The sequence below is a fragment of the Sphingomonas sanxanigenens DSM 19645 = NX02 genome, from assembly GCF_000512205.2.
Classification (GTDB): domain Bacteria; phylum Pseudomonadota; class Alphaproteobacteria; order Sphingomonadales; family Sphingomonadaceae; genus Sphingomonas_D; species Sphingomonas_D sanxanigenens.
Window position 1 is genome coordinate 5,126,609 of record NZ_CP006644.1, and the last position, 13,063, is coordinate 5,139,671.

Below are 13,063 nucleotides of genomic sequence, written 5' to 3' on the forward strand. Positions count from 1 at the left end.
GCCGCCCCGCGCAATACCGCGCATTCTAGAAGGTTAGACAGAGTCCCATGTCGCAGATGTTCCGGATCACGCTTCCCGACGGTTCCGTCCGAGAAGTCGCGCCGGGCACTACCCCCGGGGACATCGCCGCCGCCATCGGCCCCGGCCTCGCCAAGGCGGCGATCGCCGCGAAGGTGGATGGCGAGCTGCGCGACATCAACCGTCCGCTGGAGGGCGACGCCAGCCTCGCGCTGGTCACCGGCCGCGACGAGGCCGACGCGCTCGAACTCGCGCGCCACGATTTCGCGCATATCCTGGCGGAAGCGGTGCAATCGCTGTTTCCGGGCACGCAGATCACCTTCGGTCCCTCGACCGAGGATGGCTTCTATTATGACTTCGCGCCCAAGGATCGCGCGTTCACCGACGAGGATCTGCCCGCGATCGAGGAACGGATGCGCGCGATCATCCGCGCCGACAAGCCCCTGAAGCGGGAAGTCTGGTCGCGCGAGGACCTGATCGCGCGCTGGCAGGCCGAGGGCGAGACCTTCAAGGCCGAATGGGCCGCCGAACTGCCCGAGGGCGAGGAGCTGACGGTCTACCGGTCGGGCGGCGACTGGCTCGACATGTGCCGCGGCCCGCACCTCGCCTCCACCGGCAAGCTCGACCCGCAGGCGTTCAAGCTGATGCGCGTTTCCGGCGCCTATTGGCGCGGCGACCAGAAGAACGCGATGCTGAGCCGCATCTACGGCACCGGCTGGCTCAACAAGAAGCAGCTCGACCAGCATCTGTTTCGGCTGGAGGAGGCCGCCAAGCGCGACCATCGCAAGATCGGCGCTGAGATGGACCTGTTCCACCTCCAGGCCGAGGCGCAGGGTTCGGTGTTCTGGCACCCCAAGGGCTATATCCTGTGGCGCCAGCTGGAGGCCTATATGCGCCGCCGCCTCGACGCCAACGGCTATGCCGAGGTGAAGACCCCGCAGCTGATGGACGCGCGCCAGTGGGAGCAGTCCGGCCACTGGGGCAAGTATCGCGAGAACATGTTCGTCGTGCCCGACGAGATCCCGTCGGTCGAAGACGAGGCGCCGATCCTGTCGGGCGATGCCGAGCTGATGGCGCTCAAGCCGATGAACTGCCCGGCGCATGTGCTGATCTTCCGCCAGGGCATCAAGAGCTATCGCGACCTGCCGATCCGCATGGCCGAGTTCGGCTGCTGCCACCGCAACGAGCCGCATGGCGCGCTGCACGGCATCATGCGCGTGCGCCAGTTCACGCAGGACGACGCGCACATCTTCTGCCGGCAGGACCAGCTGATCGAGGAAATCCGCGATTTCTGCGACCTGCTGGACAGCGTCTACAAGGATCTCGGCTTCGACAGCTATGCGATCAAGCTGGCGCTGCGCCCCGAGAAGCGCTTCGGCAGCGAGGCGATGTGGGACCGCGCCGAGCAGATCCTGCGCGACGCGGTGGAGGCGAGCGGCCGCGCGACCGAGGCCTATGGCTGGGAAGAGCTGCCCGGCGAAGGCGCCTTCTACGCGCCCAAGCTGGAGTTCCACCTGACCGACGCGATCGGCCGCACCTGGCAGGTCGGCACCATCCAGGCGGATACGGTGCTGCCCGAGCGGCTCGATGCCAGCTATGTCGGCGAGGATGGCAACCGGCACCGCCCGGTGATGCTCCACCGCGCGATCCTCGGCACGTTCGAGCGCTTCATCGGCATCCTGATCGAGCATCATGCCGGCCGCTTCCCGCTGTGGCTGTCGCCGGTGCAGGCGGTGGTCGCGACGATCGTGTCAGACGCGAACGACTATGCCGAGCAGGCGGCGAAGACGCTGGCGGCGGCCGGGCTGCGCGTGGAGACCGACCTGCGCAACGAGAAGATCAACTACAAGGTCCGCGAGCACAGCCTCGCCAAGGTTCCGCACCTGCTGGTGGTCGGCAAGCGCGAGGCCGAGGAAGGCACCGTCGCGGTGCGGACGCTGGGCGTCGAGGGCCAGAAGATCCTGACGCTGGACGAAGCCGCCGCGTGGCTGAAGGGCGAGGCGGTTCCGCCGGACCTGCGGTGATCCATTCACCCCTCCCCTGAACGCCCTTCAGGGGCACCGGGTCGTCCAGTCTCCCCCGACTGGACTTGGCCGGCGCCGGGACGGGGGTGGGGCAGCCGAGGCGGGGGCTCGATGCCCCCAGCGGCGCTTTTTTGCGCCGGCGTTGCCGGAAGCTCGCTTCGCTCGCCTCCACCCCAACCCCTCCCCTGAAGGGGATACGGCATTCGCACATCTCGTTGCGACCGCGTCTTTCCCTCGCCCCTGCGGGGAGAGGGAAAGGTCCGCGTAGCGGACCAGGGAGAGGGGCAGTCGCGCCAAGCGTACAGGTCTTACACGCACTGAAAAGTCGCGGAGCCGCAATGCTGAACCCTCAAAACCGTTACGCCTTGCGCGACTTTCCCCCTCTCCCTGTCCCTCTCTCCGCAGGGGCGAGGGAACGCAGCGGCAGCCCCGCTCAATCCATCGAAGATGTGCGAATCCGATAGCCCCTGAAGGGGAGGGGCAGATAAGTGCGGCTTCAACCGCCGCGCTCAATCCTATAGTCTGCGCCGCATGACGATCTTCCAGAATGTCCGCAAGGGATTGATCCCGGCCCGGCTCACCGTTGCGGAGGTCTATGCGCTGACCGCCGCCGGGGTGCTGGCCGAGGGCGACAATTTCGAGCTGATCGAGGGGGAGATCGTGCCGATGCCGGCGGCCAAGCATAATTATCACGAGGCGATGAAGTCCGCGCTGACCCGCGCGATCATCCTGGGCACCGATGCCGGCACCGCCCTGTTCGTCGAGCCCTCGGTGACATTGTCTGAAACGACGCTCGTCGAGCCCGATCTTGCGGTGTGGCCGCGCGGCATCGGCACGCAGGATGTGCGCGGGCCCGAATTGCTGATCCTCATCGAAGTGGCGGTCTCGTCGATCGCCTATGATCTCAAGGTGAAGGCGCCGCTCTACGCGGCCGCGGGCGTGCGCGACTACTGGGTGGTCGATGCCGTGCGGCGGACGATTCGCGTCCACCGCACCCCCGAAAACGGGCGCTACGCCGATGTCGAGGAATATGAGGCGCATGATGGCGTGGCGGCACTGCTGCTGCCCGGCGTCAAGATCCGGCTCGACGCGATCGATTGACGCACCAGCGCCACAGATCGCGCCAAATCGGCGATATGCCTGGCGCAAACCCTTGGCGAATGGCCCTTCGGTAATTATATCGCACCGATTGAAGTCCACGATAGGAGACAGTGTTATACGTCCGCCCATGATGAGGCGTCCGATGGGGGCGCCGACGGTTCCGCTGAACGGTCCGCGCTACAATGAGTTCATCCAGTCGCCCCGCGTTCGGGTGATCGACGGCGATGGCGAGAATCTGGGCGTCATGTATACGCGCGAGGCGATCGAGCAGGCTCAGGAAGTCGGCCTCGACCTCGTCGAGGTTTCCCCGAACGCCGACCCGCCGGTCGCGAAGTTCCTGGACGTCGGCAAGTTCAAGTACGAAGCCCAGAAGAAGGCCAACCAGGCCCGGAAGACCCAGAAGACGCAGGAGATCAAAGAGATCAAGATGCGTCCGAACATCGACGATCATGATTATGAAGTGAAGATGCGGTCGATCCACAAGTTCATCGAGGAAGGCGACAAGGTGAAGGTCACGCTGCGTTTCCGCGGGCGTGAGCTGAGCCATGGCCAGCTGGGCATGATCCTGCTGCAGCGCGTGCAGGCGGATACCGCCGAGACCGCGAAGGTCGAGGCGCATCCGCGCATGGAAGGGCGCCAGATGCTGATGGTGCTCTCGCCAAAATAAGACGATTTCTCGGTCGCGCCCTCCCCTGTGGCGCGACCGAATCGCGTTCCGTGCGTTATGCCGGGGTGAAGAGCGGAACAGGGTTGCGATATTGCCGGCCGAGGGTTCGTGGCGTGATCGTCACGGGCGGCGTTCGCATGTCCGTTTTGCGCGCTAAGCGCTTGCCGATCCATCGCGATTGCCCCAAGGAAGCGACGGGATGAGTTCAGCGGCCGACTTCGTCACCGTCCATGAGGGCGATCATTGCGTGCTGCGACCGAGCGGCTCGCTTTCGCTCGCGCGGCTGGGCGACGTTCCCGACCGCCTCGAAAAGACCGCGACTCCGTTCGATCGGGTCGATCTTTCGCAGGTCGAGCATATCGATACGGTGGGCGCGTGGATCATGTACCGGATCGCGCGCGATCATGGCGCCGAGATCGTCGGCGCCGATGCCGATGCGCAGCGGCTGATCGACCAGGTCGCCAAGGCCGACAAGCCCGTGCGCGTCCGCCCGGACCGCACCCATCCCTTCGTCCGCGTGCTGAGCGAAATCGGCGCGGCGGTGATCAGTTCGGGCCGCACGCTTGCCGGCCTGCTCGGTTTCCTCGGCGCCACGGTGATGGCGGCCGGCTCCGTCATCCGCCACCCGCGCCGCTTCCGCCTCAACGCGGTGGTCCAGCGCTTCGAGGTGGTGGGCGTCTCCGCGCTCGGCATCATCGGGCTGATGAGCTTCCTGATCGGCATCGTCATCGCGCAGCAGGGCGCGGTGCAGCTTCGCCAGTTCGGCGCCGAGGTGTTCACGATCAACCTGATCGGCCGAATCACGTTGCGCGAACTGGGCGTGCTGATGACCGCGATCATGGTCGCCGGCCGGTCCGGCAGCGCCTTCGCCGCGCAGCTCGGCACGATGAAGCTCACCGAAGAGATCGATGCGATGCGCACGATCGGGGTCAGCCCGATGGAGGCGCTGGTGCTGCCGCGCGTCATCGCGACGGTGGTGCTGATGCCGCTGCTGGGCTTCTACGCCTCGCTGGTCGCGATCATCGGCGGCGGGCTGCTGTGCTGGATCTCGCTCGAAATTCCGCCGATCACCTTCATCCAGCGGGTCCGCGAGGTCGTGCCGCTGACCGACCTTTACGTCGGCCTGGTCAAGGCGCCGGTGTTCGGCGCGATCATCGCGATGACCGGCTGCTTCCAGGGCATGCAGGTGGAAGGCAATGCCGAGGAAGTCGGCCTGCGCACCACCGCCGCCGTGGTGCAGGCGATCTTTCTCGTCATCGTGCTCGACGCCTTCTTCGCCGTCTTCTTCACCTGGGTCGGCTGGATATGAGCGGCCAGCCCTTCGAGGAGGACGAGGATCCCGCGGAGCGCATCGCCGAGGGCGAGACCGCGATCTGCGTGTCCGGCCTCAAGAACGCGTTCGGCAGGCAGGTCGTCCACGAAGGACTCGACCTCACGGTACGCAAGGGCGAGATCCTGGGCGTCGTCGGCGGATCGGGCACCGGCAAGTCGGTGCTGATGCGCTCGATCATCGGGCTGCAGAGCCCGGTCGAGGGCCAGGTCGAGGTGTTCGGCGAGCCGATGCTCAACCGCGACGACGAGGAAACGGTCGCGATTCGCAAGCGCTGGGGCGTGCTGTTCCAGGGCGGCGCGCTGTTTTCGACGCTGACGGTCGCGGAGAACGTCCAGGTTCCGCTGCGCGAATTCTATCCCAAGCTCAGCCAGTCGATGCTCGACGAGATCGCCGCCTACAAGGTGGTGATGACCGGGCTGCCGGCGGATGCAGGGCCCAAATATCCATCCGAACTGTCGGGCGGCATGCGCAAGCGCGCCGGGCTTGCGCGGGCGCTTGCGCTCGACCCGGAGCTGCTGTTCCTCGACGAGCCGACCGCGGGCCTCGATCCGATCGGTGCGGCGGCGTTCGACACGCTGACCCGCGAGCTTAAGCAGACGCTGGGGCTGACGGTGTTTCTGATCACGCACGACCTCGACACGCTCTATGCGATCTGCGACCGCGTGGCGGTGCTGGCGGACCGCAAGGTGATCGCGGTCGGAACGATCCCGGAATTGCTGGCGTTGGATCATCCGTGGATCCAGGAATATTTCAATGGGCCGCGCGGACGCGCCGCGACCGACGCGATCGATCGCGCCGCCGTGGGTGCGGCCGCCAAGACCGGCAAAGGGGCATGAGGCGCTAGATGGAAACCCGCTCCAATCAGGTGCTCGTCGGCAGCGTCGTGCTGATCCTGCTCGCCGCCACCGCGATCTTCACCGTCTGGCTCGCCCGCCTGGGCGGCGGCGTCGAGAAGAATTACGACATCTTCTTCAAGCAGTCCGTCGACGGGCTCGCCAAGGGTTCGGCGGTGTCCTTCTCGGGCGTGCCTTCCGGCCAGGTGACCGAGATCAGGCTGTGGCAGCCCGATCCGCAGTTCGTGCGCGTGCGCATCGCAGTGAAGGAGGAGGTGCCGATCCTCGAGGGCACCACCGCGACGATCCAGGGCGTCGGCTTCACCGGCGTCTCGCAGATCCAGCTCGACGGCGCGACGAAGGGCGCCAAGCCGATCGCCGAGATCGGCCCCGGCGGCGTACCGGTGATCCCGACCAAGCCGGGCGCGCTGGGCGAGCTGCTCAACAGCGCGCCGAAGCTGCTCGAACGCCTCTCGACATTGACCGAGCGGCTGACCGAGGTGCTTTCGGACGAGAACCAGAAGTCGATCGCCGGCATCCTCAAGAATGTCGATCGCCTGTCCGGTTCGCTGGCCGATCGCGGGCCGGAGATCGCCGCGACCCTGGCGGAGACGCGCATCGCGATCCGGCAGGCCGGCACCGCCGCCGAACAGATCGGCAAGCTGGCGGGCACCACCAACGACCTGCTCGACAAGGAAGGCCGTCCGCTGGTCGGCGATCTGCGCGAGGCGGTTGCGGCGGCGAAGAAGAGCATGGAGAATCTCGACGGCGCGATCACCGCGGCGCGGCCCGGCATCGACAATTTCTCGCGGCGCACATTGCCCGAGGTCGGCCAGCTCGTGCGCGACCTGCGCGAAATGTCGGAAGCGCTGACCGCGGTTGCCGGTCGCATCGATCGCGGCGGTGCCGGATCGCTGATCGGATCGCCGAAATTGCCGGATTACGAGCCAGGAAAGGGCGACCAGAAATGACCAGATCGCTGCTCGCCCTCGCCGCTGCGCTGGCGCTTGGCGGATGCATCAGCTTCGGGGAGGATCCGCCCCCCTCGCTGCTGACCCTGTCCGCCACCTCCAGCGTGGCGCCCGGCAAGATCCTCACCGCCAAGCCCGACGCCGCGATCGCGGTGCTGGTGCCGCGCGTGCCCGCAGCGCTCGCCACCACCCGCGTGCCGGTGCAGTCGGGCGCGACGCAGGTCGCCTATCTGAAGGAAGCGGTGTGGGTGGAAGCGCCCGCGCGGCTGTTCGAACGGCTGCTGGAAGAGACGATCGGTGCGCGCACCGGCCGCGTCGTCATCGGCCCGCGCGACTATGCCGGCGCGCCGGGCATGCGGCTGTCGGGCGAACTCCAGAATTTCGGGCTCGACGCGACGCGGATGGAAGCGGTCGTCACCTATGACGCGGTGCTCCAGCGCGACGGCAGCGACGAGGTGATGACCCGCCGTTTCGAAGCGCGCGTGCCCGCGGGCGAGGCCAAGCCGGAACCGGTGGGCCGTGCGATCAACGAGGCTGCGAACAAGGTTGCCGACGAGGTGACCGCGTGGCTGGCCGAAGCGACTTCGTGACCGGGCCGAGCGGGCAGCCCCAAGCTTCATCATTCCGACGATGACGTGACCGACCCGGCGGCGCAAACCGCCGCCGGCAAAGGCCGCCGGCAGAATCAGCCCGCGGCGCGGCGCCGTGCAAAGGCCTGGGTGCCGCGGGTTATCACCCGATCCTCCGGCAGGATCGTGTCGATCTCGATATCGGGCAGCGATTCCAGCGCATCGTAAACGGGCGCGAAATCGGTGCCGGCGGTGCGCGCCAGCAGATCCTCGAAACTGTCGATCACGAAATAATTCTGCTGATAATCGTCGATGCGATACCGGGTGCGCATCACCCGCTGCAGATCGAACGCGATCCGGTGCGGCGAGGGATCGTCGAGCGCGAACAGCGATTCGCCATAGGAGGAGACGATGCCGGCGCCGTACAGCCTGAGCGCGTCGCCGTCGCGGATCAGCCCGAATTCGACCGTGTACCAGTAGAGCCGCGAGAATTGCGGCAGCATGCCGCGCGCCAGCGCCATCTGGCCGCCGCGGCCATAGGCCTGCATATAATCGGCGAACACCGGGTTGGCGAGCAACGGCACATGCCCGAACACGTCGTGGAAGACGTCCGGTTCCTGCAGATAGTCGATCTGGTCGGGCGTGCGGATGAAGCGGCCGGCGACGAAGCGGCGGTTGGCGAGATGATCGAAGAACACATCGTCGGGCACCAGCCCGGGCACCGCGACCACCTGCCAGCCGGTGGCGCGCATCAGCCGCTCCGAAAGCTCGGCGAAATCGGGGATGCCGGGGCGCGACATGCGCAGCACGTCGAGCCCGTCGAGGAAGGCGGGCGCGACCCGGCCGGGCAGCATCGCCTGCTGGCGGGCGAACAGCCGATCCCACATCGCATGCTCGTCGGGCGTGTAGCGCGCCCAATCCTGCGGGATGGTCCAATCGGCCGCGGCCGCGGGCGGCCGGGGGGAGGTGGCAGCGTCCATGCGGAACAATATAGCGGAGGACGCGCGAAAATTCATTTCAGATTCCGCGGTCCTGGCGCATGAATGACGGCATTCTTTCGATAATCGCGCGGATGATGAAACAGATGGTTCAGTTCGATCCGGTCGACCGCCGCATCCTCGCCGAACTGCAGCGCGACGGCGCGCTCAGCCATGCCGAGCTTGCGGCGCGTGTCGGCGCCTCCCCCGCATCCTGCTGGCGGCGGATCAAGGCGCTGGAGACGGCCGGGGTGCTGCGCGGCACGGTGCGGCTGGTCGATCCCGAAAAGGTCGGCCGCGGCGTCAACGTGTTCTGCAACATCCGCATGCGCACCCATTCGCGCGACGATGTCGCGCTGTTCGAAGCGTTCGTGCAGGATCGCGCCGAGGTGCTCGAATGCTATTCGATGTCGGGCGACTGGGATTATCTTCTGCGCATCGTGGCGGCGGACGTGGCGGACCTCGAACGCTTCCTGATGCGCACCTTGCGCGAGCATCCGTCGGTGGGCGCCACCTCATCCCATTTCGCACTGGCGCAGACCAAGTACAGCACGGCCTATCCGGTGTGATCGCGCGACGCCGCGGCCTGTGCAGCGCGCCGGCTTGCTTCTAGAAGCCGGGGCCTGTTGTTCGAGGGAGATTGATCGATGACCATCGCCGGACGCCGCGGCCTCGCGGCCGCCGCTCTCGCCACGCTGGCTGCCGCACCCGCCGCGCACGCCCAGGCGCAACCGGCCGCACCATCGCTGGGCGGCCCGGTGATCCCGGGGCTGTGCATGCTGTCGATCGAGACGATGATCACCACCTCCAAGGTCGGCGTCGCCACCGAGGCGCGGCTGAAGGAGCTGGCGACGCAGGCGCAGACCGAGGTCGACACGCAGCGCCGGCCGATCGAGGCCGAGATCAAGGCGTTCCAGACCGCGGCGGCCGGGCTGAAGCCCGAGGATCGCGCCGCGCGCCAGCGGGCGCTGGCCACCAAGCTGCAACCGATCGAGGCGGTCGCGCAGCAGCGCACGCGCGAGTTGCAGGCGACGCGGGTCAAGGCGCTGCAGCGGATCAGCACCGACGCGCAGCCGGTGATCGCGCAGGTCTACAAGCAGAAGAATTGCGGGCTGCTGATCAACCGCGGCAGCGTGCTGGGCGGCAACACCGCCAACGACCTGACCGCCGCGGTGGTGCAGGGGCTGGACGCCAAGGTCAGCACGGCGAGCTTCAACCGCGAAGTGCTGCCGGCGGCGGCCCCGGCCGCGCCGCAGCGTTAAGGGCGGAGCCGTTCGAGGCGTTCCCGACGGGACGGGTTCGTTCGGCCGCGAGCGCGATCGAGCGACGTTCGGGCGCGTCGACCGGCGGCGGCATCACCAGCGCAGTCGATCATGGCTGCTGGCGCCGCGCGGCGATCTCGCGGCTGAGCACGTCGCAGACGCGCAGGGTCGCCGCGATATCCTCGCTCGGCGCGTCGGCGAGCAATTCTATGCGCAGCGCCTGCAGCCGGTGCTCGATCCTGGCGGCCATGGTCGCGCCGCTATCGGTCAGGCTGACATGGTTGATGCGCCGATCCCCGGCATCGCTGCGGCGCTCGACCAGCCCCTGCGCTTCCAGTTGCTGCAATGTGCGCACCAGCGACGGCTGGGTGACGCCGATCTGCCGCGCCAGATCCCCCTGCTTCACCGCGGGGCCGAGGCGATCGAGATAGATCAGGCACCAGCCCGACGAGTTCGACACCCGCAGCTCCGCCAGCACCTCGTCGGCAAGCTGTTGCCAGGCGCGGGATACGGGGCTGAGCCGGGTCGCGAGGTCGCGTTCGAGCGTGCGGCGCATGGATATTAGTTAGCCAACTAATGGTTTTGAATCAAGCGGAGGACGGCGGGGCGGGAAAAGGCGTCAGGCCATGGCGGGATGCCCATTTTCTCGACGCGCGGCATCTGGAGAGGCGACGGCTTCCGGCATCCCGCCCAAACATCATGCGATCGGAATGTTTCAGCGCCGGGGAGGAAAAGTACGCTGTCAGCCGAACAGATCCCGGTGCCGCGCCTCGATCGACGGCCACATCCCCGCGACCTCCGGCAGATCGAGCCCGAACGTGTCGCCGAGCACCGCGACGATCTCCTCTCCGCTCATCAGCAGTCTTTTCTCGCGTGCCCATGGGGTGGATTCGGTGAGCACCCGGCCGCGCAGCGCGAGGTGGGTGGTGCCGGTCCGGCGCTGGACGACGAGGTTCTGGACGAAGACCGAGGCGGGATCGGTCTGCAGCGCGACGAGATGCGCGGCGAGGCGGCTGTCGTCGGCGGGTTCGGGCCGGAAATCCCAGCTGAACGGCATGCCGCCGATCCATTCCTCGAACCGCCACCAGCCCTCGCCGATCGGCTTGAGCGCGATGTCGAACGGGGCATGGTCGTGCCGGCCCTCCGCGAAGGGGATCGGTTCGGCCAGGCTGCCGCCGAAGCCGACATCGACCAGCCAGGGCCTGTCGAGCATGACGATCAGCGCGAGATGGTTGCCGACCGCGGCGTCGCCGCGCTCCACCCGCATCACCCCGCCGCCGATCCGCATCACCGGAAAGCCGAGCGCGGTCAGCGCCCAGCCGAGCAGGCCGTTCTGTTCGAAGCACCAGCCGCCGCGCTTCCGCACGACCAGCTTGTCGTAGATCGCCGGCAGCGCGCTCGACACGCGGCGCTGGAGCAGCACATCGACATTCTCGAACGGGATCGCGGCGATGTGCGTGCGGACGATCCCCGCCAGGGTGGCATGGTCGACCGCGCACGGCGCTTCATAGCCGATCCGCCGCAAATAGGCGTCGAGCGCGGTGAAGGCCGAAACCGCGGCCGGCGGGGGAGGAAGGCGCGAAATCATCGGTAGCTCACCACCTCATATTCGATGCCGTCGGCATCGAGGAAGTAGAAGCGCCGTCCGGGCGCGTAATCGCCATGGTTGAACGGACCGAGACCGGCGGCGATCACGCGGCGTTCGGTGGCGTCGAGATCATCGACCTCGATGCCGATATGGTTGAGCGGTCGGCCCCTGGCGCTGCCTTCCCGCGCTGCGCCCGCCGCGGAGAGCGCGACATAGGATCCCTCGCCGCCGACATGCACGGTGCGCCCGCCGCCGATGTTGGTGCCCTGCCAGCGGACCTGCCAGTCGAACAGCGCCTGCATCATCCCGGCGGTGCGTTCGGGATCGCGGACGGTGATGTTGATATGTTCGAGTCGCGGATGCGCCATTGCGGTCTCCTGATGGTCCATGCGCCGCGCCTGCGCGCCGCCGATTTGCCCTTGGTGTAACCTCAAGCTAAGGTGAGGTCAAGCTTGAAATGACGGGCGGACGATGGCGCAATCCACCTTGCTGACGATCGGCGAACTGGCGCGGCGCACCGGGCTCAGCGTCTCGGCGATCCGCTTTTACGAGGCGCGCGGTCTGGTGAGCGCGATCCGCACGGGCGGCAACCAGCGCCGCTTCCTGCGCGCCGACATCCGCCGGCTGTCGTTCGCGCTGATCGCGCAGCAACTCGGCCTGTCCCTGGGCGAGATCGAGGCGGAACTGGCGACGCTGCCGCACGGCCGCGCACCGACGCAGGCGGACTGGGCGGCGATCAGCGCGCGGATCCGCGGCGCGATCGACCGCCGGATCGCGATGCTGCAGCGGACGCGCGACCGGCTCGACGGCTGCATCGGCTGCGGCTGCCTGTCGCTCAGCAACTGCGCGCTCTACAACCCGGAGGATCGCGCAGCACGCGCGGGCGCGGGGCCGCGCTTCGTGCTGCACGATGGCGATCCGCCCGAGGGACGATGACGTCCGGGCCGCGCGCGCGGCCTAGCGGCACTTGCGATAGCCGAAGCTGGTGCCGCCGCGGTTGAAGCTCAGCCGCCGCCCGTCGGCGGAAAGATCGATCGACTGCTCCGATCGCTCGGTCGTGCCCTCGGCGTGGTGGACAATGTCGATCACCAGCCGGCTGCCGTTGCGCGCCGCCGCCTTCACCTCGGACCGGCCCTCATAATAGCCGATCTCGGCGGGGGCCACGACGATGCGGGTCAGGCCGGGTTGCGCGCTGCAATCGCCCGGTTCGATCGCCCAGGTGCCGCGATAGGCCGCGGGGATCGGTCCGGGCGCGGCGTTCGAGGGGGCAGGCGAGGGTGCAGGCGCCTTTTCCGGCGCGCCGATCTCTTCGGGTTCGGGCGTGCGCGACGGCAACACCTCCGGCGCGGACGGGCGCATGTCGGCGGCTTCATTCTCTCCGGCGACAGTCTCGACACCCTCCTCGCCCTCCGGTGCGGGCTGGCAGGCGGCGAGCATGATCAATCCGGCACCGGCAGGCAGGATCAGGCTTCGCATAGTCGGGAAACGCGTGCCCCGGCGGAAGGCTCCGCCGTCCGGATCGACGCCCTGGTCAGCTTCGCGCCGGCGCAACTCTGCTTGCACGCCGGCCGGCCTTTGACCACCGGCCGCAGCGCATCCAGCAGGGTCTTGCGCAGCACATCGGCGGCGCCGACGTCGTGAACCTGCGGGCCCGGCGACCCGGCGGCGGCCGGAACCGCGCAGACGAGCGCCAGCAGCGCGAGGGACCGGATGAGCATGC

16 protein-coding genes are annotated in these 13,063 nt (G+C 67.8%); 10 read left to right on the forward strand and 6 right to left on the reverse strand.

Going from position 1 to position 13,063, the window contains the following annotated elements:
- Positions 1 to 47 precede the first annotated feature (47 nt).
- From thrS to NX02_RS23475, 7 genes are all read left to right on the forward strand, one after another.
- The gene (gene thrS / locus NX02_RS23445; RefSeq protein WP_025294597.1) at positions 48 to 2,042 is read left to right on the forward strand and encodes a threonine--tRNA ligase; all 1,995 of its coding nucleotides are present in this window, start codon (positions 48 to 50) and stop codon (positions 2,040 to 2,042) included.
- A gap of 531 nt (positions 2,043 to 2,573) precedes the next feature.
- Positions 2,574 to 3,143, forward strand: a complete 570-nt coding sequence (locus NX02_RS23450) for a Uma2 family endonuclease (RefSeq protein WP_025294598.1) — start codon at positions 2,574 to 2,576, stop codon at positions 3,141 to 3,143.
- Between the two features lie 127 nt (positions 3,144 to 3,270).
- Positions 3,271 to 3,810 carry a translation initiation factor IF-3 gene (gene infC / locus NX02_RS23455; protein WP_025294599.1) on the forward strand — a complete coding sequence of 180 codons (540 nt, stop codon included), beginning with the start codon at positions 3,271 to 3,273 and terminating at the stop codon, positions 3,808 to 3,810.
- A 199-nt stretch (positions 3,811 to 4,009) separates the two neighbouring features.
- Positions 4,010 to 5,119 carry an MlaE family ABC transporter permease gene (locus NX02_RS23460; protein ID WP_025294600.1) on the forward strand — a complete coding sequence of 370 codons (1,110 nt, stop codon included), beginning with the start codon at positions 4,010 to 4,012 and terminating at the stop codon, positions 5,117 to 5,119.
- Positions 5,116 to 5,979 carry an ABC transporter ATP-binding protein gene (locus NX02_RS23465; protein WP_025294601.1) on the forward strand — a complete coding sequence of 288 codons (864 nt, stop codon included), beginning with the start codon at positions 5,116 to 5,118 and terminating at the stop codon, positions 5,977 to 5,979. The genes NX02_RS23460 and NX02_RS23465 overlap by 4 nt, the downstream gene beginning before the upstream one ends.
- An 8-nt stretch (positions 5,980 to 5,987) precedes the next feature.
- The gene (locus NX02_RS23470; RefSeq protein ID WP_025294602.1) at positions 5,988 to 6,947 is read left to right on the forward strand and encodes an MlaD family protein; all 960 of its coding nucleotides are present in this window, start codon (positions 5,988 to 5,990) and stop codon (positions 6,945 to 6,947) included.
- Positions 6,944 to 7,537, forward strand: a complete 594-nt coding sequence (locus NX02_RS23475; protein ID WP_025294603.1) for an ABC-type transport auxiliary lipoprotein family protein — start codon at positions 6,944 to 6,946, stop codon at positions 7,535 to 7,537. Before NX02_RS23470 ends, NX02_RS23475 begins: the two co-directional genes overlap by 4 nt.
- Positions 7,538 to 7,632: 95 nt before the next feature.
- Here NX02_RS23475 and phhA read toward each other — a convergent pair whose 3' ends face one another.
- The gene (gene phhA / locus NX02_RS23480; RefSeq protein ID WP_425424019.1) at positions 7,633 to 8,532 is read right to left on the reverse strand and encodes a phenylalanine 4-monooxygenase; all 900 of its coding nucleotides are present in this window, start codon (positions 8,530 to 8,532) and stop codon (positions 7,633 to 7,635) included.
- A 59-nt stretch (positions 8,533 to 8,591) separates the two neighbouring features.
- Here phhA and NX02_RS23485 point away from each other — a divergent pair, with 59 nt between their 5' ends.
- Both NX02_RS23485 and NX02_RS23490 read left to right on the forward strand, forming a co-directional pair.
- Positions 8,592 to 9,062 (forward strand): Lrp/AsnC family transcriptional regulator, encoded by a 471-nt coding sequence (locus tag NX02_RS23485; RefSeq protein WP_025294605.1) that lies wholly within the window; start codon positions 8,592 to 8,594, stop codon positions 9,060 to 9,062.
- A 78-nt stretch (positions 9,063 to 9,140) separates the two neighbouring features.
- Positions 9,141 to 9,755, forward strand: coding sequence for an OmpH/Skp family outer membrane protein (locus NX02_RS23490; protein WP_039996801.1), 615 nt, complete (start codon positions 9,141 to 9,143; stop codon positions 9,753 to 9,755).
- Positions 9,756 to 9,864: 109 nt separating this feature from the next.
- Here the strand turns inward: NX02_RS23490 and NX02_RS23495 are convergent, their stop codons facing one another.
- The 3 genes from NX02_RS23495 to NX02_RS23505 form a co-directional block, all read right to left on the reverse strand.
- Entirely contained in the window at positions 9,865 to 10,311 is a 447-nt protein-coding gene (locus NX02_RS23495; protein WP_025294607.1) for a MarR family winged helix-turn-helix transcriptional regulator, read from the reverse strand.
- Between the two features lie 186 nt (positions 10,312 to 10,497).
- Positions 10,498 to 11,343, reverse strand: a complete 846-nt coding sequence (locus NX02_RS23500) for an arylamine N-acetyltransferase family protein (RefSeq protein WP_025294608.1) — start codon at positions 11,341 to 11,343, stop codon at positions 10,498 to 10,500.
- On the reverse strand, positions 11,340 to 11,711 hold the full coding sequence (locus NX02_RS23505; RefSeq protein ID WP_025294609.1) for a VOC family protein: 372 nt from the start codon (positions 11,709 to 11,711) through the stop codon (positions 11,340 to 11,342). The genes NX02_RS23500 and NX02_RS23505 overlap by 4 nt, the downstream gene beginning before the upstream one ends.
- 103 nt (positions 11,712 to 11,814) lie before the next feature.
- On the opposite strand from NX02_RS23505, the gene soxR reads away from it, so the two are divergent.
- Positions 11,815 to 12,279, forward strand: coding sequence for a redox-sensitive transcriptional activator SoxR (gene soxR / locus NX02_RS23510; RefSeq protein ID WP_025294610.1), 465 nt, complete (start codon positions 11,815 to 11,817; stop codon positions 12,277 to 12,279).
- A 21-nt stretch (positions 12,280 to 12,300) separates the two neighbouring features.
- Here soxR and NX02_RS23515 read toward each other — a convergent pair whose 3' ends face one another.
- Positions 12,301 to 12,819 carry a hypothetical protein gene (locus NX02_RS23515; RefSeq protein WP_025294611.1) on the reverse strand — a complete coding sequence of 173 codons (519 nt, stop codon included), beginning with the start codon at positions 12,817 to 12,819 and terminating at the stop codon, positions 12,301 to 12,303.
- Positions 12,807 to 13,061 (reverse strand): hypothetical protein, encoded by a 255-nt coding sequence (locus NX02_RS23520; protein ID WP_025294612.1) that lies wholly within the window; start codon positions 13,059 to 13,061, stop codon positions 12,807 to 12,809. Before NX02_RS23520 ends, NX02_RS23515 begins: the two co-directional genes overlap by 13 nt.
- Positions 13,062 to 13,063: the final 2 nt, after the last annotated feature.